This window comes from Isoptericola hypogeus, assembly GCF_039531145.1.
GTDB lineage: Bacteria > Actinomycetota > Actinomycetes > Actinomycetales > Cellulomonadaceae > Isoptericola > Isoptericola hypogeus.
In genome coordinates, this window is sequence record NZ_BAAAPM010000003.1 from 162,825 (window position 1) to 179,153 (window position 16,329).

Sequence of the window (16,329 nt, forward strand, 5' to 3'; positions counted from 1 at the left end):
CGTCGCCCCGGGCTACCGGTGCCAGAGGTACGGCGTCGTGGTGGAGACCTTGACCAGCCCCGACCGCTCCAGGATCGGGCGGGAGAACTCCGTCGAGTCGCTGTGCAGGTAGACCTTGCCGCGCGCGAGCGCGGACCGGGCGCGGGCCGCGGTGAGCGCCCGGTAGATGCCGCGGCCGCGCCACTCGGGGCGCGTCGAGCCGCCCCAGAGCCCGGCGAACTCGGTGCCGGCGACGGGCTCGAGCCGCCCGGCGCTGACGATCAGGCCGTCGGCCTCGGCGACCCAGAGCTCCATGTCCGGGTCCCGCTCCTGGCGGCGCAGGATCGCGTCCGCGTGCCCCGAGGTGGCCGGGTCGTCGCCGAAGACCTCGTCGGACATGGCGGACATGGCGCGCACGTCGGCCTCGTCGGTGACGCGGCGCAGCGTCACACCGCCCGGCAGCGGCACCTCGGCGGCGAGGGCCTCGGCCGGGCCGATCATGATCGACTCGGGGTCCTCGGGCACGAAGCCGTGGTCGACCAGCGCGTCGTGCAGGCCCGGGGCGTGGTCGTGGCCGCGCGTCTTCCACTCGGCGCGCGTGACCTCGGCGTCCGCGCGGTAGTGCGCTAGCGCCGCGGCGACGAACCCGCGGACGGTCGCGGCGTCGGCGCCGCCGAGGTCCTGATAGGTCACGAACCCTCGGCCCGCGGGGAAGGTCACGAGCCGCAGCGGCCCGAGCCGCACGACGCGGACCGCGCTCGGGGTCTCGGCGTCGGTGCGGAGCTGGGCGTCGTACGCGGCGAGCAGCCGCTCGGTGTCGGGCGTGGTCGTCATCACGGGGGGTCACGTTTCCAGGCGCCGACGGGAGATGGCAACGGATTTCGCCAGGGCGTCACGCGCGCGGTGCGCCGGCCGTCCCCAGGCCGTGGCACAGCACCTCGACCACGTGCCGCACCGACGCCCGCGGCGCGTCGCGCCAGTCGTGCGGGGCGTGCTGACCCAGGGCGTGGCTACGGGGGTAGCGGTCGGCGAGGTCGCCCACGACCCGCCGGGTGGCCCGCGCCCGCTCCAGCCACGCCGCCGCCACGCCCGAGGCTGCCGCGCGCCCGTACGCCGCGTCGGTCTGTGCCGTGGCCCGCACGACGGCGTACAGCGCCGTCACCACCGCGGCCCGCGCCGCCGGCGGGGTCCGCCGGCGCTCGAGGATCCCGAGCAGCCGCTCCAGCCAGTCCTGCTGGTGCGGTCCGCCCGGCGCCTCGGACCACGCCAGCTCGGCCAGCCACGGGTGGTGCCGGTAGAGGTCGAAGAGGCGCTCCGCCCAGGCGGCCAGGTCGTCCACGAGGCCGGGGCCTGGGTCGTCCCAGGAGGGCAGGGCGGAGGCGTGGTCCTCCATCAGGGCGAGCAGCTGCTCCTTGGTCCCGACGTACGGGTAGAGGCCCATGGCGGTGAGGCCGAGGCGGCCCGCGACCGCGCGGGTGGAGAGCCCGGCGAGCCCGTCCGCGTCGGCGACCGCGACCGCGGCGTCGAGCACGTCGTCGAGGGCGAGCCGGCGCCGCGGCCCGCGGCGGGGCGCCGCCGGCTCGACGCCCCGGTGCCGCCACAGCCGGCGCACGTGCGCCTCGATCGGGTCCGGTGCCTGGCTCATTGCCGCCATCCTCTCATCGGCATACAGTGTATAGAGTTATCGTCCCCAACCCCGGAGGAGGCTCCCATGCCCACCGCACGGCTCCACGACGGCGCCACGCTCGACGTCACGACGCTCGGCGACGGCCCCGCCGTGCTGCTGCCCGTCGGGACGGCGATCAACGAGGGCCCGCAGGCCGAGGCGATGCGGGCCTGGGGAGCCGACCCGGACCTCGGGCACACCCTCGCCGCCCGCCTGGCCGACGCCGGGTTCCGGGTCGTCGCCGCCGACTACGAGGGCCATCTCGCGGAGTGCCCGAAGCCGGGCACCCTCACGGCCGCGGCCGTCGCCGCCGACCTGCTCGCCGTCGCCGACGCGGCCGGCGCCGACCGGTTCGCGTACTACGGCTACTCGTGGCTCGCGCTGGCCGGGCTGCAGCTCGCCCTGCACACCGACCGGCTCACCGCCCTGGCCATGGGCGGCTACCCGCCGCTGGACGGGCCGTACCCCGCGATGCTCGCCGTCACGCGGGCGGCGCACGCGCTCGCCCTGGCTCACCGCGACGCACCGCCGGCCGAGCCCGGGCCCGCCCCGGAACCCGGCGACTGGGACTCCGTGGAGATGACCCGGCCCCCCGAGCTGACGGGGCAGTACGTCACGCTCTATGAGTCGCTGGAGGGCTTCGACGACCGGGCGTCGCTCGGGCTCCGGGTGCCGCGGCTCGTGGCCGTCGGGGCCGACGACGACATCACCTACGGCCCGGGCTGGGGCGACGTCGAGGTGGTCATCGCCGGGGCGGTGGCGCAGCATCGCGCCGAGCTCGAGGCGCACGGCTGGCAGGTCGACGTCCTGCCCGGCAAGGACCACCTGTCCGCGATGCAGGCCGACGCCGTGCTGCCCGTGCTCGTGCCCTGGCTGTCGCGCACGCTCCTCGGGCCCCGGGGCGTGACGGCGGGCTGAGCTACGGGCGGGGCGCGGCGCGCAGGTCGTCGTCCGACCACCACGACGCACCGGCGTGGCCCAGCAGCAGCTTCGGGTAGTAGGCCCAGGCGAACCACGGGGCGCGGGGCGACGGGCCGAGCAGGCCGTCCAGGACGAGCCCGCCCACCGTGAGGGCCGCTCCGAGCGGGCGCCGGCGGGAGGCGAAGCGCCGGATCATGACGGTCGACGCCATCAGGTACCCGTAGTGGGCGGCGGCCCACACGGGACCGGGGACCCGGCGCCGGGCCGACCTGACGGCGCCCGAGTCCAGCCACGCCACGGCCGCCGGGTGCACGTGCAGGGCGGCGAACTTCAGGTGCGCGGCGTCTCCCTGCCCCGGCCGCTCGTACCACCGGGCGCAGGCCCGCGTGTTGTTGACGTACACGCCTCCGGCGAGATCGACCGCGAGGAGGCACGCGGCGACCGCACGGCCGGTATCCGCACCCCGACGACTGGCGACCACCGGGGCCGCGACGGCGCCGGCCAGGGTCGTCGCGGCGGTCAGCACGTGGTTGACCGGCGTCGCCTCCGGGCCGACGAACTCGCCCCATGCCCGGCGCAGCCCGGCGAGCGCGCCGCTCATGCCGGCGCTCTCCGGCCGACGCCGGCCGTGGTCACGGCGGTGGTCGCTCCGACGGTCACGGCGAGGAACGGCACACCGGCACCGTCGCAGGGGCGGTCGTCATCGGCAACCGGACCGGGCGAAGCGCACCGGGCGGTGTCACAGAGGGCAGGCCCTCGCGTTCCTGCCGCAGTTCGTCGTCCCGGGCCAGGCCGCCGTGGCGGCCCAGCTCGCGCCGCTCGGGCTCCTGTTCGTGCTGCTGGCGGCACTGGTGGACACCGGCTACGCCCTCGTGGCACACCGCCTGTCCGGGCGGCTGCGCGCCTCCGGTCGCGCGCAGCGGGGCATGAGCCGCACCGCCGGCGGGGTCTACCTCGCCCTGGCCGGTGCCGCGGTCGTGGTCTGACGGTCGCACCCCGCCCGTGCGGGCGCGTAGCCGACCGACCGGTCGTCGCCCCGCGGGCGCCAGTCGCGATGGTCGGCCGCGACCAGCAGGCGCAGCAGCAGGCCGCCGGCGAGCAACCCGCCCGCGAGGTCGCTGATCCAGTGCCAGCCGAGGTAGTAGGACACGACGACGGCGTTGACGGCGACGGCGGCGACGCCGGCGGTCAGGAGGCGCAGCGTCCGCGCGGACGCCGTCGTCCAGCGCCCGACCAGGTACACCGCCGTCCCGTAGATCAGCACGGCCTCCGCAGCGTGCCCGGAGGGGAAGCTGATGCCGCTCCAGCCGAGCTGGCGCAGTCCGCCGTCGAACAGGTCCGGGTCGTCGGTCGTGGGTGCGGGCCGCGCCAGCACCACCTTGAGCAGGCCCACCCCGCCGTAGAACGCGCCCTCGGCCGCGACCACGCACCAGACCGGCTGCCAGGTGCGGTGCCGCCACGCGAGCGTGATGCCGACCGCCGCCAGCACGGGCAGGCAGACCGCCTGCCCCGCGATCGGGTCCAGGACGCCCTGGATGAACGGCCGCAACCCGGGCGTCAGGCGCTGCGCCCAGAACCCGTGGGCGGCCTCGTCCACCCGCTGGAACGGGCCCGCCGCCAAGAGGGTCACCCCCACCAGCGCGAGCGCGAGGACCGGCGTCGAGGTGGCGCCCGCGAGCCGTGCACGCGCGGGCCGGCCCGCCGCCTGTTCGGGCGGCGGCACGGTGTCGGCGGGGCGCGTCGGCACTGCTGTTCGAGGCAACATACGCCCACGAGGCTAAGCGCCGTTCCTGGCAGTCGGCTCGACGAGGAGCCGTGATCCCGACCACTCTTCACAGGCGGTTCATGCCGCGAGCACCGGGCCTTGCCACCCGCCCGGGCGCGACCGCGACGTCGTCGTCGAGGGGGTCAGCCGCGTGGGCCGCGCACTGCGTCCGCGAGCCACGCGTTGCGCGTCCGCAGCAGACGCGTCATGTACCGCGTCAGGACGAGGTGGTCGACCGCCCGGCCCAACGGCCCGGCCGGGGACGCGAACTCCACGACGTCGGTCATGACGGTGCCGGTGTCGACCGCCTCGAAGCGGTGCTCGTGCCACCAGCGCCCGAAGGGCCCGGCGACCTGCTCGTCCACGAACCGGTGCGGTGCGTCGTGCGCGCTGATGACCGACGTCATCGTGAACGGCAGCCCGAAGTGCCGGGCGCGCCACGTGACGGTGTCGCCCAGGCGCATGACGCCGGTGGTCACGCCGCCGACCGCGCGCTCCCCCGACCGGCTCATCGACGCCGTGTGGGCGTCCACCGACAGGCTCTCCTCGAAGCACGCCTCGGGCGGCGCCGCGAGGTGGGCGGTCAGGACGATGGTCTGCATGCCGTCGACTCCAGGGTCGCGCTCGGACGTGGAACGGGACGGTTCCGGGGGTCAGGCTATCGGCGGTCACCATGGGATCGAGCTGGTCCGCCACCCGCTGCGTGGAGGCACGTCTCGACGTCGCGTGCACGGTCGGTGGCGGTGGAGCGTACGCTCCGGTCAGGAGCTAACCCCGGTTCCCCGATGATGGGAGTCCGGATGTCCGGCGCCGCCCGACCGTCCTCTGCTGTCCCCGCCACGTCGTTGAACGGCGCCCCGCCGAGCGACGTCCTGCTCACCCTCGGGCTGCTCGCGGGCTCCTCCATGGAGAACGAGCAGCGTCTACCGATACATCCTCGTCACCTGGACCGCATCGACCCGGACCTGCGCGCGCGGATGACCGTCGAGCGTGGCTACGGCGCCGACTTCCAGCTGGAGCCCGGGTACGTCGAGTCGCGCGTGGGCAGGGTCGCGGAACGCTCCGAGGTCATCGAGTCCGCCGACGTCCTGCTCCTCCCCAAGCCCCAGGCGGTGGACGTGGCCGCGATCCCCGAGGGCCGCGTCCTGTGGGGGTGGCCGCACTGCGTGCAGGACGCCGGGATGACGCAGACGGCGATCGACCGTCGGCTCACGCTCGTCGCCTTCGAGGCGATGAACCACTGGACCCGGAGCGGCGACTTCAGCCTGCACGTGTTCCACAAGAACAACGAGCTCGCCGGCTACTGCTCCGTGCTGCACGCGATGAACCTGGTCGGCTCGACGGGCGACTACGGGCCACGGCTCAGCGCGGTCGTCATCGGCTTCGGCGCGACCGCGCGGGGCGCGGTGACCGCACTGAAGGCGCACGGCATCCACGACATCCAGGTGCTCACGCAGCGCGGCGTCGCGGCCGTCGGCTCGCCGATCCACAGCGCGCACATCACCCAGCTCAACACCGACGACGGCCCGACCCACCTCTCCACGGTTCTCACGAAGGACGGCGACGTCCTGCTCCCGGAGTTCCTGGCGTCGCACGACATCGTGGTCAACTGCACCCTCCAGGACGTCGCCGCACCGTTGACCTACCTGCGGACCGAGGACTTGAGCACGTTCGGCACGGGAAGCCTGATCGTCGACGTCTCGTGCGACGAGGGGATGGGCTTCGAGTGGGCCAGGCCCACCACGTTCGACGAGCCGATGTTCACGGTCGGCGACGGCGTGAACTACTACGCCGTCGACCACAGCCCGTCGTACCTGTGGAACTCGGCCACCTGGGAGATCAGCGAGGCGATCCTGCCGTTCCTGCGCACGGTCGTAGAGGGGCCCGCCGCATGGGCGGAGAGCCTCACCATCTCCCGGGCGATCGAGATCCGCGACGGCGAGATCATCAACCCGAGCATCCTCAGCTTTCAGGGTCGCGAGCGGGCCTATCCGCACGCCCCGACCGCGTCGGTGTACTGACCCGGCAGCCGAGCCGAGCCGTCACGCGGACGGGAAGGGAAGCCCCGCTGGCACGTCGTCGCGGCCGCCGCCGTAGGCGCGCATGGCGACCGTCGACCGCTCGAAGTAGTCGCCGAGCCCCCGACGTCCTCGTACAGGCTCACGCTCGCCAGTATCGTCCCGGACGGCGGCGGGGAACAGTCGACGCCGGAGTTCCCTCGACCCGGGCGCCCCGAGCGAAGATCACCGCGAGCAGAGGCGCGGCGACGAGCTGGTAGCCCAGCCAGAGCACCCAGGCCAGGCCGACGTCCGAACGAGCCAGCACCAGGGCCAGCACCGACACCAGGACCCAGCCGGAGTCGTAGGCGACGAGGTACTTCGTGTGCGTCCCCGCACCGTTCCGCACGGCGTACGCCGCCTCGGCCGCGGCGCTGGCCAACACTGCCGCCGCGGTGACGCCGAGCAGCCACCCCGGCGCACCGAGCTCGTCGACGAGGGCCCGCAGGAGCGCGAGCATCGCGACGCCGACGAGCGCCTTCCACACGCCGTCCGCGAGGAACCCGAGTCGCACCATGCGTGCCGTCACGCGCCTGTCGCAGCCCGTCGCGTCCGACCTCTCCGGATCCCGTACGAACGCCGCTCGGCACCGTCGTCGGCGGCGAGCGCCACCGTCGCGTGCGCGAGATCGACGCGGTGCGTGCTCGTCGTGGCGTTGCGCTCCGCGAGCAACCGGTAGTCGGTGGGCTCACCGTCAGTGAGGTAGCCCGGCCGCACGACCGTCCACCGACACTCGGGCCCGCTGGCGCGCAGCACCCGCTCCATCCCCTCGATGTCGTCGTACACCTGCGGCATGCGCCGACGCACCAGCGTCCGGACGCCGCGGAACCACCACGGCTCACCTCGCCCGGAGGCATGTGCCGGCACCGCGGAGACCGTCACGATCCTCGTGATGCCGGCGCGCGACATCGCGGCCACCAGGTTCGCGGTGCCCGGCTCGCACACGGGCGCGCCGCGGCCGTCGCGCATGCCCAGGGCCGAGATGACGGCGTCGGCATCGGCCGGCAGGGCCAGCGACGTGTCCGTCACGACCTCCGCCACCTGCACGCCCACGGCCGCCGGCTCGGCCATGCCGGCGCCGTCCCGTACGAGCGCCGTCACCCGATGACCCGCGGCAACCGCCTCGTCCACGATCCTGCGTCCGGTCCGACCGGACGCACCTGCCACGACGATGTGCACCCCTGAACCCCTCGATCGTCTAGTAAAGTTGTACTAGCGTCACCCAGGGGCGCCGGAATCGCAAGGGGGTGCAGATGTCGGCCACGCGACTGCTCGTGCTCGGCGCGGTGATCGACCGCGGCGACGCGCACGGCTACCAGGTGCGCAAGGACCTCGAGTCCTGGCGTGTCGACCTGTGGGGCGGCATCGGCCAGGGCTCGATCTACCACGCCTTGCGGCAGCTGACCGCGGAGGGGTTGCTCGAGCACGCCGACGACGACGCCCGATCCGCCGGACCGGCGCGCACCCGGTATCGCCCGACCGACGAGGGGCGACGTGCGTTCGTCGAGCTGCTCGAGCGCACGCTCGCGGCCGACGACGCCAGCCCGGGAGCGGCCGTCGCGGCGATCGGCTTCCTGCCGTCCCTGCCGCGGGTCCGCGCGATCCTCCTGCTCGAGCAACGCCTCGACGCGTTCCGTGCGAAGCGCGAACGTGTCGTCCGGGAGCACGAGCAGACCCCGGACGACGACTGGGGGCACCACGTCGAAGCCATCCGGTACTGGGATCAGACGGCGAGCGCCGAGATCGCCTGGACCGCGCAGCTTCTCGACCGGCTCCGGGCGGGAGCGCACACGTTGGCGGACGACCGCCCGGTGGCCGACGACGAGCCGCGCAGCTCGTCCACGGAATGAACCTCACCGAGGGACGAGCTCGCCGTCGAACGTCGTCGAGGAGGTGACGGCCGGGGTCCGGCCGACGCCCGAGGCGCTGGAGCCCTGGCGGCAGCGGACGTGGCCGGGCGCCCCGGCGGGACGACGCGCATCTCAGGCCTTCGGGTCGCGCAGAGCGGTCATCGCCTCGAGCAGCGTGTCGTGGATGTAGGCGAGCTCGGGCGAGGACGCTCCCCATCCCTCGCCTTGCTCGTCGGTCGTCCAGTCCTTCTCGTCGGACTGCTCGTCCCAGACCAGCTCTCCGTGCTGCCAGATCCACCAGATGTTCGCGCTCGCGTCCTGGATCCGAGCGAACCGGGTCCCGAAGAAGTCGGTCGGCCTCGTGATGAGCCGAGCGTCGCGAGCGAGGGCGCGCTGGAGAACCCCTTCGATGTCCTCGACGTAGACCTGGAGAAGGCTCGGTGTGAACGGCCAGTCCGGCTTGCGCTCGGCGAACATGATGGTCGTCGTGCCCACACGCACCTCGGCCTGCAGCAGCAGGCCGTCGTCGTCGACGGTGCGCGCCTCCGCACGTTCCGTGCCGCCGAAGACCTCGACGACGAATCGAGCGAGCTCATCGGCGTCGCTCGTGATGATGAAGGGGTTGACCGTGGCGTAGCCCTCGGGGGCGGCGGGTGCAGACATCGATGCTCCTGTAGTGGGGGTGGATGCGGCCCCCAGTCCATCACCGAGCGAAGGTCAAGGTATTGAACGTTTCCGCCATCATCGACCGGACAGCACCCGGGCCGGCGTCTGGCCGTGGAAAGCCCTCAGCGAGCGAGTCAGGTGAGCCTGGTCAGCGAACCCGCACCGTGCCGCGCACTCGATCGGCGGCACACCCTGCAGCAGAAGGGCAAACGCTCCACGCGCCCGCGACAGCTGCTCGATCTGCTTTCGCGTGAGCCCTGTCGCGGCGCGGACCCGGCGCTGCCGGTGCCGCTCCGAGTAGCCCGCGTCATCGCCGGTGAGCATCCGCCGGACGTCGTCGTCGCAGCGCAGGACGTCGAGCTCCAGCAGTCGATCGGTGAAGGCCTCGAGGTCGTCGAACTCCGGGAACGGCACTGCGTGCTGCGCAAGTGTGACGTGCCCGGCTTCGACGACGAGCTGCTGCTCCCCGCCGAGCAGGAGCTGCTTGCTCACTCCGGGCAGGACGACATGAGCCTTCAGCTGGACGCCCCAGCTGTGCTCTCCGATCGTCGAGCGGATCCAGCGGTGACCCAGGGTCGGGCCCGACAGTCCAGCGAGCAGCTCTCCGCCTGGCTCGCGGGCGAACCACAGGTCCCAGTACTCGACCGCAGGCACGAGGTAGCGCTCATCCTTCGTCGCCCGCGCCTGCCACACGCACGCCAGCACGGGAGAGTCGGGACGATGCTCCTCGTACATGCGCTCCATCCGCGGCTGTCACTCACCACTGGGCCATCGACGCGGCTGCCTGATGGACGCCGCGCATCCGTGAGCAGTCAGACATTGAAGTGGAACTCGACCGAATTCCGATACAAAGCAACCTCTGCCGCAAGGTCTGATCGCAGTCCGTCATGAGCTGGGCTCAGAGCGTTCTGTGGGTCGGACCAGTTCTCCGATGGGTAGAGCCACACCGGCTTCTTCAGCAGCGATGCTGACTCCCAGTCGTACCGCGGCCAGATATGGGCGTGCAGGAAGGCATCCGCGTTCCCGAGGATCTCCACGTTCACGCAACGGAACGCCTCGTCTCGACGACGGCACACGTTCTCGACGGCCGACGCGAGAAGATCGACATCAGCCAGGTAGCCGATTCTCTGCGCCCGTGGCAGATCGGAGAGCCGATCGACTTCCGGAACCTTCGTGAGCGCGAGCGAGTACCCCGGCAGCCACTGCACGTCCCCGATGACCGCGAACGAATGGTCCAGCTCCGCGAGCACGGTCGGGTTCTCTCCGGCGAGCGCGGACCCCACGCGATCCGAACGCCAGTCGCTCATGCGACCGCGAGGGGTGTGATCGCGGCAACCTTGTCACGTAGCGCCCGACGCTCGAGCCGCAGCTCATAGTTCGACTGCAGGTTCATCCAGAACTCCTCAGAAGTCCCGAAGTACCGCGCCAGTCGGATCGCCGTGTCCGCCGTGATCCCGCGCTTGCCGTGCACGATCTCGTTGATCCGACGCGGCGGCACACCGATCGAGACCGCCAGCTTGTTCTGCGTGATCCCGAAACCCTCGATGAAATCCTCCATCAGGATCTCTCCAGGATGGATCGGCTCGATCAGGTCGGCCTCAGTGGTAGTCGACGAGTTCGACATCTTCCGCACCTCCCTCTCTCCAGACGACGCAGAGACGCCATTGCGCGTTCACTCGAATGCTGTGCTGACCACGACGATCGCCGACCAGACGTTCCAGGCGGTTCCCTGGTGGGATCCGCAGGTCCTCCACGTCCTTCGCCGCATGGATCAACTCGAGCTTCCTGAGGGTCGCCCGTTGCACGGCCCGATCGACGCGCTTGACGTACTGCTCATGCCAGATGCGCTCGGTGTCCTTGCTCCCGAACGATCTGATCACGAGATCAGTGTATGACGGAGTCCGTCAATAACGCTAGACGTTAAACCGGAACTCCACCACGTCGCCGTCCTGCATGACGTAGTCCTTGCCCTCCACGCGCGCCTTGCCGGCGGAACGGGCGGCCTGGACCGAGCCCACCTCGACGAGGTCGTCGTAGGAGATGACCTCGGCCTTGATGAAGCCGCGCTCGAAGTCGGTGTGGATGACGCCCGCCGCCTGCGGGGCCGTCCAGCCCTTGCGGATCGTCCAGGCGCGCGACTCCTTGGGGCCGGCGGTGAGGTAGGTCTGCAGGCCGAGGGTGTGGAACCCGACGCGGGCGAGCTGGTCGAGCCCGGCCTCCTCCTGGCCCGAGTCGGCGAGCATCTCGCGCGCGTCCTCCGGCTCGAGCTCGACCAGCTCGGCCTCGAACTTCGCGTCGAGGAAGACGGCGTCGGCGGGGGCGACGAGGTCGCGCAGGCGCTGCTGCATGCCCGTGTCGGCGAGGCCGGCGTCGTCGGTGTTGAAGACGTAGATGAACGGCTTGGCCGTCAGCAGCTGCAGAGAGGCGATGTCGGCCAGGTCGAGACCCTCGGCCTTCGCACCCTGGAAGAGAGTGGTGCCGGACTCGAGGATCTTCTCGGCGGTCTTGGCGGCCTCGAGGAGGGCGGCGTCGCCCTTCTTGATCTTGACCTCCTTCTCCATCCGCGGGAGCGCCTTCTCCAGCGTCTGGAGATCCGCGAGGATCAGCTCGGTCGAGATCGTCTCCATGTCGCCCTCGGCGTCCACCGAACCCTCGACACGGACGACGTCGCCGTCGTCGAACACGCGGGTGACCTGGCAGATCGCGTCGGCCTCGCGGATGTTCGCGAGGAACTTGTTGCCGAGCCCCTCGCCCTCGGACGCGCCCTTGACGATGCCGGCGATGTCGACGAACGACACCGTGGCGGGCAGGGTCCGCTCGCTGCCGAAGACCTTCGCGAGCTCGTCGAGGCGCGGGTCCGGCAGCGGGACGACGCCCACGTTCGGCTCGATCGTCGCGAACGGGTAGTTCGCCGCGAGCACCTGGTTGCGGGTCAGGGCGTTGAAGAGGGTGGACTTGCCGACGTTGGGCAGGCCGACGATGCCGATGGTGAGTGCCACGTCGGGAAAGTCTACGTGCCGCGCACTACCGGGCCTCCCGGGCGCGTTCCTCGAGCGTTGCCAGGTCGCGCTCGACGAACTGCAGGTGCGCCCAGTGCTCCCGGGCGACGACGCCGAGGCTCTGGTGCACCGCACGGGTGAGGCCTTCCGGGTACCACGGCGGGATTCGCGGGGCGTCGGCCGCGACGTCGGTGCCGGCAAGGTCGTCGTAGGCGGCGTACACCTGGGAGACACGGTCGGCGTGGGCCGCGATGGTCTCCTCCCAGGTCGGCGCGGCCGCGAGGTCGACGCCGAGGGACGCGACCTCGGGCTCGTACTCGGTGAACGGCAGCCCCGCGTACCAGAAGGCGTCGTCGATCCCCAGCAGGCCGTACCGAACCCAGCCGTCCATGGCGAACACCAGGTGCCGCAGCGTCTGCGCCGTCGACCACTCGCCGTCGACCGAGACGTCGACGGCGCCGGGCGCCAGGGCGGCCGCGCGGGCGAGGTGCGCGTCCCACGCGCGCAGCGCAGCGTCCAGCGACGCACGCTGCTCCGCGAGGTCCGCGGATCGCGCCTGCTCGCGGCCCGGGTGCCGGCGGTTCAGCTCCGCCTCGACGAGCGGCGCCACGTCCACGCCGTTGACGCGCAGCCCGGTGATCTCGCCGTCGATGTCGGCGTCCGTGAGGTCGACGCCCCGCATCACCGCCCGCGGCATGAAGCTCTGGTCGAACCGCACGTCGTCGAGCCGGGCGAGACGGAAGCGTGCGCCCGTCAGGTCGGCCTCGACGAACCGCGCGCCCTGCAGCTCGTCGTCCGGCCCGAAAGTCGTGGTCATGCGGCCGACGATAGGAGCGGCCTCCGACACGCCCGCCTGCCTCGCCGTCAGGCCTCGATCTCCCGGTGCCACGACTCGGTGACGTACCGCGTGCGCCAGCCCCAGCGCTCGTACAGCGCGGCCGCGCCCGTGGGGCTGTCGGCGTCGACCTCCAGCCCGACGCGGTCGCGGCCGCGCGCCGCGGCGTCGGCGACGACGGCGAACAGGAGGGCCGTGGCCACGCCGCGGCCGCGGGCCCGGCGGTCGGCGCCGAGGTACTCGACGTAACTGCCCTCCTTGCCCGACGCCCCGGACGGCAGGGCGGCGCCCACCAGGGCACCCATCGGCTCGGGCGTGGCGTGCGGGTCGTCGGGGTCGCCCACGAGGGCGAGCCACCAGTGGTCCCAGCGGTGGCCGGGGTCGCTGCGCAGCCGCACGACGAACTCCCCGAAGCTCTCGCGGTAGGAGTTGAAATGGTCCTCGAAGGCCGACTCGAGCACGCGGTGCACGGTCTGCAGGTCCTCGGCCACCGGGAGCCCGTCCTCGTGGGTCGCGACCGGCCGTACCGTCACGCCCGGCCGGGGGTCGGGCAGCACTCCCGGTCGCGCCTCCTCGGGCGACACGGGGCGGCTCATCTGCAGCCAGGAGCGGGCGTGGGCGTAGCCCGCGGCGTCGAGCCAGCCGCGCTGGTCCTCGTCGCCCGCGTACGCGCCGGCGTCGAGCTGGGTGCGCGCGAGCCCGCGCTGGCGAGCGAGCTCCCGACCCCGCTCCTCCGCCCACGCGAGGCCCCACGACGCGAGGAGCCCGGCCTCCGGAGCCGCCCGGTCCACGTCGAGCCCCACCACGACGCGGCCGGCGGCCCGGTCGTGCGCGGACGCCCACGCCCGCACGACGCCGCCCCGGTCGCGGGCGACCACCTGCCGCCGGGTCCACGACATCGGGCCCGTCACCTCCGCCGCCACGGCGCCGGCGTCCACGTCCCGCGAGCCGGTCCACGGCTCGGCCGCGGCGCCGCGCAGCTCGGCGAGGCGCGGGAGGTCGCCGACGTCGGGCGTCGACGTGGTCCAGCCGTCGGGCAGGGTGGGGTGCGCGCTGGCGGGGTTCACGCGGCCCATTGTGTCAAAGGGCCCTCGGCGCGCCCCCGGCCGGTGACCGTGCGGCGGACGCCGCGAGGGTCAGCGGAACGCCATGACCTGCTGCAGCAGCTCCGGGCGGCGCCGGTCGAGCACGCGCGCGCCCCACCGCACGCCGACGACGAGCACGATCGTCCCGGCCGCCGCACCGACGGCGAGCGCGGCCCACCCCAGGGCGGGCTGCGGCAGCAGGATCGCGGGCAGAGCCAGCCCGAGCGTGGGGATGCTCAGCACGAAGATGATCCCCATCGCCGCCATCTGCGCGACCATCGTGGCCACGGTGGCGCCCTGCGGCGTCTTGAACGGACTCTCTCCCGGCTTGGGGACCGGGTAGACGAGCCGGGCGGACACCACGCTGGAGATCCCGAGCGACGTCGCCAGGGTGCCGCACGAGACGCCGAGCATCGCGGGCAGCGCGTCCCACCGGTCGGCGACGCCGCAGCCCACGAGCGCGAACGCGACCGTCAGCGGCAGTCCCACCACGAGCACGGGCAGCACGCGGCCCCACCGGTCGGCGCGGCCGGGCACGCCGGTCGCGACGTGCAGCGCGAACGCCGTGCTGTCGTATCCGACGTCGTTGGAGATGCCGAAGCCCAGCAGCCACGCGACCAGGGGCGCGACGACGAGCATCAGGCTGCCGCCGGCGCCGCTCGTCAGGCCCACGACCAGCATCATCACCGGCAGGAGCGGGATGATCGCGATCGACGCCGCGTACCGGGGGTCGCGCACCCAGTAGGTGGCGCAGCGCGCGGCCACCGCCCCGGTGGGGGTGGCGGGCAGGCGGGAGAACCAGCCGAGGCCCTTGCCGGCACCGGCGGCGGCCCCGCCGCGCGGCGTCACGAGCGCGCGGGCGAGCGCCCGGTCCCACACCAGCCACACCAGCGCCAGGGTCGCGACCGCCACCGCGAGCCGCGCGACCAGGAGCCCCCACGCGCCGTCGTGCACGGCCGAGGGAAGCGCCCACGGCGCGCCGAACGGCGTCCACGCGACGAGCCGCGCCAAGGGCCCGACGGCGTCGCCGAGCGCGGCACCCGACCCGCCGTCGACGGAGACCTGGACGGACGCCCCGTCCACCGACTTCTCCACGTTCTCGGCGATCCACCCGAAGGCCGGGCCGATCAGCACGATCGGGACCACCGCGACGACCATGAGCACCTCGCGGTACCGGCGGGAGTCGAGCAGCGGGGCGAGCGCCGTCGTCGTCGCGCGCGAGCCCACGACGCACAGCGCGACGGCCAGCACCGCCCCGACCAGCGCGGCGAGCAGCGCGAGCGGCTCGCGCCACCAGGCGAACGACACGCCGAGGGCGGCGAGCGCCGTCACCGCACCCGGCACCGAGACCACGCCCGCGGCGGCGAGGCCGGCGAGCAACCGACGCCGCGGGATCGCGAAGGTGACGAACCGCTGCGGGTCGAGGGTGGCGTCGACGCCGAACGCGAAGATCGGCACCACCCACCAGCCGAGGATCACCAAGCCGCCCACGACGGTCAGCACCTGCCCGGTCGTCGCGGCGTCGAGCGTGCCGCCCGCCACCGCCGCCACGACCACCAGCACGAGCACCGCGAGCCCGTACAGCGACGCCACGACCAGCCCGATCGTCTGCCACACGCTCCGCCGGAACGCGTTGGCCAGGAGGGTCAGCTTGAGGCGGACGAGCTGCGCAACCACGCCAGTCCCTCCGACTCCCGGCGCCCGCCGACGAGGTCCACGAAGCGGTCCTCGAGGGTCTGCTCGCCGCGGACGGCGTCGACCGTGCCCGCCGCGAGCACGTGCCCGCCCGCGATGATCGCGACGTGCGAGCACATCCGCTGCACGAGGTCCATGACGTGGCTCGAGACCACCACGGTGCCGCCGTCGGCGACGTAGGCGCGCAGGATGTCGCGGATGTTCGCGGCGCTGACCGGGTCGACCGCCTCGAAGGGCTCGTCGAGCACGAGCACGCGCGGGGCGTGGATCATCGCGGAGGCGAGGGCGACCTTCTTCGTCATGCCGGCGGAGTAGTCGACGACGAACGTGTCGCGGTCGGCCACGAGGTCCATCGCGGCGAGCAGGTCCTCCGTGCGCTCGGCGACGGTGGCACGGTCGAGCCCGCGCAGCAGGCCGGCGTAGGTGAGGAGCTGCGCGCCGGTGAGCCGGTCGAAGAGCCGCACACCGTCGGGCAGCACGCCGAGGGTGGCCTTGGCCTCGTCGGGGTGGGCCCACAGGTCGGTGCCGTGCACGCCGACCGTGCCGAAGTCGGGCCGCAGCAGGCCGGTGGCCATGGACAGGGACGTCGTCTTGCCCGCGCCGTTCGGCCCGACGAGGCCGAAGAACGAGCCCGTGGGGACGTCGAGGTCCATGCCGGCGACCGCGACCTTCTCCCCGAAGCGCTTCCACAGCCCGCGCAGGCTGAGCGCGGCGGACGGGTCGGGCGGGGGTGCTGCTGGCACGGGCTCCGCCGGGCCCGGCGAGGGTGTGGGGTCGGTCACCCGTCCAGCCTAGGGTGGTTGACGACGCG

At 73.1% G+C, this 16,329-nt stretch carries 21 protein-coding genes; 4 read left to right on the plus strand and 17 right to left on the minus strand.

The annotated features are described in order from the left end of the window. Positions 1 to 12 precede the first annotated feature (12 nt). On the minus strand, positions 13 to 813 hold the full coding sequence (locus ABD254_RS03070) for a GNAT family N-acetyltransferase (protein WP_344245549.1): 801 nt from the start codon (positions 811 to 813) through the stop codon (positions 13 to 15). A gap of 58 nt (positions 814 to 871) precedes the next feature. Next, complete coding sequence (locus ABD254_RS03075; RefSeq protein ID WP_344245551.1) at positions 872 to 1,624, minus strand: TetR/AcrR family transcriptional regulator; 753 nt, start codon at positions 1,622 to 1,624, stop codon at positions 872 to 874. Positions 1,625 to 1,690: 66 nt separating this feature from the next. On the opposite strand from ABD254_RS03075, the gene ABD254_RS03080 reads away from it, so the two are divergent. After that, positions 1,691 to 2,563: an alpha/beta hydrolase gene (locus ABD254_RS03080; RefSeq protein ID WP_344245553.1), complete on the plus strand. Its 873-nt coding sequence runs from the start codon at positions 1,691 to 1,693 to the stop codon at positions 2,561 to 2,563. Between the two features lies 1 nt (position 2,564). Here the strand turns inward: ABD254_RS03080 and ABD254_RS03085 are convergent, their stop codons facing one another. Continuing rightward, positions 2,565 to 3,167 (minus strand): hypothetical protein, encoded by a 603-nt coding sequence (locus ABD254_RS03085; protein ID WP_344245555.1) that lies wholly within the window; start codon positions 3,165 to 3,167, stop codon positions 2,565 to 2,567. 196 nt (positions 3,168 to 3,363) lie between these two features. Between ABD254_RS03085 and ABD254_RS03090 the strand changes: the two genes are divergently transcribed. Next, positions 3,364 to 3,552: a hypothetical protein gene (locus ABD254_RS03090; protein ID WP_344245557.1), complete on the plus strand. Its 189-nt coding sequence runs from the start codon at positions 3,364 to 3,366 to the stop codon at positions 3,550 to 3,552. Here ABD254_RS03090 and ABD254_RS03095 read toward each other — a convergent pair. After that, a complete protein-coding gene (locus ABD254_RS03095) occupies positions 3,516 to 4,313 on the minus strand; it encodes a phosphatase PAP2 family protein (protein ID WP_344245559.1) in 798 nt (265 codons plus the stop codon). The genes ABD254_RS03090 and ABD254_RS03095 overlap by 37 nt on opposite strands. A gap of 161 nt (positions 4,314 to 4,474) precedes the next feature. Next, positions 4,475 to 4,933, minus strand: coding sequence for an SRPBCC family protein (locus tag ABD254_RS03100; protein ID WP_344245561.1), 459 nt, complete (start codon positions 4,931 to 4,933; stop codon positions 4,475 to 4,477). A gap of 303 nt (positions 4,934 to 5,236) precedes the next feature. On the opposite strand from ABD254_RS03100, the gene ABD254_RS03105 reads away from it, so the two are divergent. Then, complete coding sequence (locus tag ABD254_RS03105) at positions 5,237 to 6,352, plus strand: N(5)-(carboxyethyl)ornithine synthase (protein ID WP_425553722.1); 1,116 nt, start codon at positions 5,237 to 5,239, stop codon at positions 6,350 to 6,352. Between the two features lie 139 nt (positions 6,353 to 6,491). Here ABD254_RS03105 and ABD254_RS03110 read toward each other — a convergent pair whose 3' ends face one another. Both ABD254_RS03110 and ABD254_RS03115 read right to left on the minus strand, forming a co-directional pair. Next, entirely contained in the window at positions 6,492 to 6,917 is a 426-nt protein-coding gene (locus ABD254_RS03110) for a hypothetical protein (protein WP_344245565.1), read from the minus strand. Beyond that, positions 6,914 to 7,567 carry an NAD(P)-dependent oxidoreductase gene (locus ABD254_RS03115; protein ID WP_344245567.1) on the minus strand — a complete coding sequence of 218 codons (654 nt, stop codon included), beginning with the start codon at positions 7,565 to 7,567 and terminating at the stop codon, positions 6,914 to 6,916. Before ABD254_RS03115 ends, ABD254_RS03110 begins: the two co-directional genes overlap by 4 nt. A 74-nt stretch (positions 7,568 to 7,641) precedes the next feature. Between ABD254_RS03115 and ABD254_RS03120 the strand changes: the two genes are divergently transcribed. Beyond that, positions 7,642 to 8,238: a PadR family transcriptional regulator gene (locus ABD254_RS03120; protein WP_344245569.1), complete on the plus strand. Its 597-nt coding sequence runs from the start codon at positions 7,642 to 7,644 to the stop codon at positions 8,236 to 8,238. A 132-nt stretch (positions 8,239 to 8,370) separates the two neighbouring features. Here the strand turns inward: ABD254_RS03120 and ABD254_RS03125 are convergent, their stop codons facing one another. The 10 genes from ABD254_RS03125 to ABD254_RS03170 all read right to left on the minus strand — a co-directional run bounded on the left by ABD254_RS03125 (position 8,371) and on the right by ABD254_RS03170 (position 16,300). Beyond that, positions 8,371 to 8,901, minus strand: a complete 531-nt coding sequence (locus tag ABD254_RS03125; RefSeq protein ID WP_344245571.1) for a VOC family protein — start codon at positions 8,899 to 8,901, stop codon at positions 8,371 to 8,373. Between the two features lie 78 nt (positions 8,902 to 8,979). After that, complete coding sequence (locus ABD254_RS03130; protein WP_344245573.1) at positions 8,980 to 9,597, minus strand: AraC family transcriptional regulator; 618 nt, start codon at positions 9,595 to 9,597, stop codon at positions 8,980 to 8,982. A gap of 119 nt (positions 9,598 to 9,716) precedes the next feature. Continuing rightward, positions 9,717 to 10,211, minus strand: coding sequence for an HIT family protein (locus ABD254_RS03135; protein ID WP_344245575.1), 495 nt, complete (start codon positions 10,209 to 10,211; stop codon positions 9,717 to 9,719). Then, entirely contained in the window at positions 10,208 to 10,528 is a 321-nt protein-coding gene (locus ABD254_RS03140) for a HigA family addiction module antitoxin (RefSeq protein WP_344245577.1), read from the minus strand. The genes ABD254_RS03135 and ABD254_RS03140 overlap by 4 nt, the downstream gene beginning before the upstream one ends. Next, positions 10,503 to 10,784, minus strand: a complete 282-nt coding sequence (locus ABD254_RS03145; protein ID WP_344245579.1) for a type II toxin-antitoxin system RelE/ParE family toxin — start codon at positions 10,782 to 10,784, stop codon at positions 10,503 to 10,505. The genes ABD254_RS03140 and ABD254_RS03145 overlap by 26 nt, the downstream gene beginning before the upstream one ends. 33 nt (positions 10,785 to 10,817) lie before the next feature. Then, complete coding sequence (gene ychF / locus ABD254_RS03150; protein ID WP_344245581.1) at positions 10,818 to 11,903, minus strand: redox-regulated ATPase YchF; 1,086 nt, start codon at positions 11,901 to 11,903, stop codon at positions 10,818 to 10,820. Positions 11,904 to 11,928: 25 nt separating this feature from the next. Continuing rightward, complete coding sequence (locus ABD254_RS03155; protein WP_344245583.1) at positions 11,929 to 12,720, minus strand: DinB family protein; 792 nt, start codon at positions 12,718 to 12,720, stop codon at positions 11,929 to 11,931. Between the two features lie 47 nt (positions 12,721 to 12,767). Further along, on the minus strand, positions 12,768 to 13,814 hold the full coding sequence (locus tag ABD254_RS03160; protein WP_425553630.1) for a GNAT family N-acetyltransferase: 1,047 nt from the start codon (positions 13,812 to 13,814) through the stop codon (positions 12,768 to 12,770). Between the two features lie 60 nt (positions 13,815 to 13,874). Continuing rightward, the gene (locus ABD254_RS03165; protein ID WP_344245587.1) at positions 13,875 to 15,500 is read right to left on the minus strand and encodes a hypothetical protein; all 1,626 of its coding nucleotides are present in this window, start codon (positions 15,498 to 15,500) and stop codon (positions 13,875 to 13,877) included. Continuing rightward, complete coding sequence (locus tag ABD254_RS03170; RefSeq protein ID WP_425553631.1) at positions 15,470 to 16,300, minus strand: ABC transporter ATP-binding protein; 831 nt, start codon at positions 16,298 to 16,300, stop codon at positions 15,470 to 15,472. Before ABD254_RS03170 ends, ABD254_RS03165 begins: the two co-directional genes overlap by 31 nt. Between the last annotated feature and the right edge of the window lie 29 nt (positions 16,301 to 16,329).

What these genes read in the sequence shown, in the direction of transcription:
- ABD254_RS03070 (WP_344245549.1), bottom strand. Translation starts at nt 813, where the DNA reads ATGACGACCACGCCCGACACCGAGCGGCTGCTCGCCGCGTACGACGCC.
- ABD254_RS03075 (WP_344245551.1), bottom strand. Translation starts at nt 1,624, where the DNA reads ATGAGCCAGGCACCGGACCCGATCGAGGCGCACGTGCGCCGGCTGTGG.
- ABD254_RS03080 (WP_344245553.1), top strand. Translation starts at nt 1,691, where the DNA reads ATGCCCACCGCACGGCTCCACGACGGCGCCACGCTCGACGTCACGACG.
- ABD254_RS03085 (WP_344245555.1), bottom strand. Translation starts at nt 3,167, where the DNA reads ATGAGCGGCGCGCTCGCCGGGCTGCGCCGGGCATGGGGCGAGTTCGTC.
- ABD254_RS03100 (WP_344245561.1), bottom strand. Translation starts at nt 4,933, where the DNA reads ATGCAGACCATCGTCCTGACCGCCCACCTCGCGGCGCCGCCCGAGGCG.
- ABD254_RS03105 (WP_425553722.1), top strand. Translation starts at nt 5,237, where the DNA reads ATGGAGAACGAGCAGCGTCTACCGATACATCCTCGTCACCTGGACCGC.
- ABD254_RS03120 (WP_344245569.1), top strand. Translation starts at nt 7,642, where the DNA reads ATGTCGGCCACGCGACTGCTCGTGCTCGGCGCGGTGATCGACCGCGGC.
- ABD254_RS03125 (WP_344245571.1), bottom strand. Translation starts at nt 8,901, where the DNA reads ATGTCTGCACCCGCCGCCCCCGAGGGCTACGCCACGGTCAACCCCTTC.
- ABD254_RS03135 (WP_344245575.1), bottom strand. Translation starts at nt 10,211, where the DNA reads ATGAGCGACTGGCGTTCGGATCGCGTGGGGTCCGCGCTCGCCGGAGAG.
- ABD254_RS03140 (WP_344245577.1), bottom strand. Translation starts at nt 10,528, where the DNA reads ATGTCGAACTCGTCGACTACCACTGAGGCCGACCTGATCGAGCCGATC.
- ABD254_RS03155 (WP_344245583.1), bottom strand. Translation starts at nt 12,720, where the DNA reads ATGACCACGACTTTCGGGCCGGACGACGAGCTGCAGGGCGCGCGGTTC.
- ABD254_RS03160 (WP_425553630.1), bottom strand. Translation starts at nt 13,814, where the DNA reads ATGGGCCGCGTGAACCCCGCCAGCGCGCACCCCACCCTGCCCGACGGC.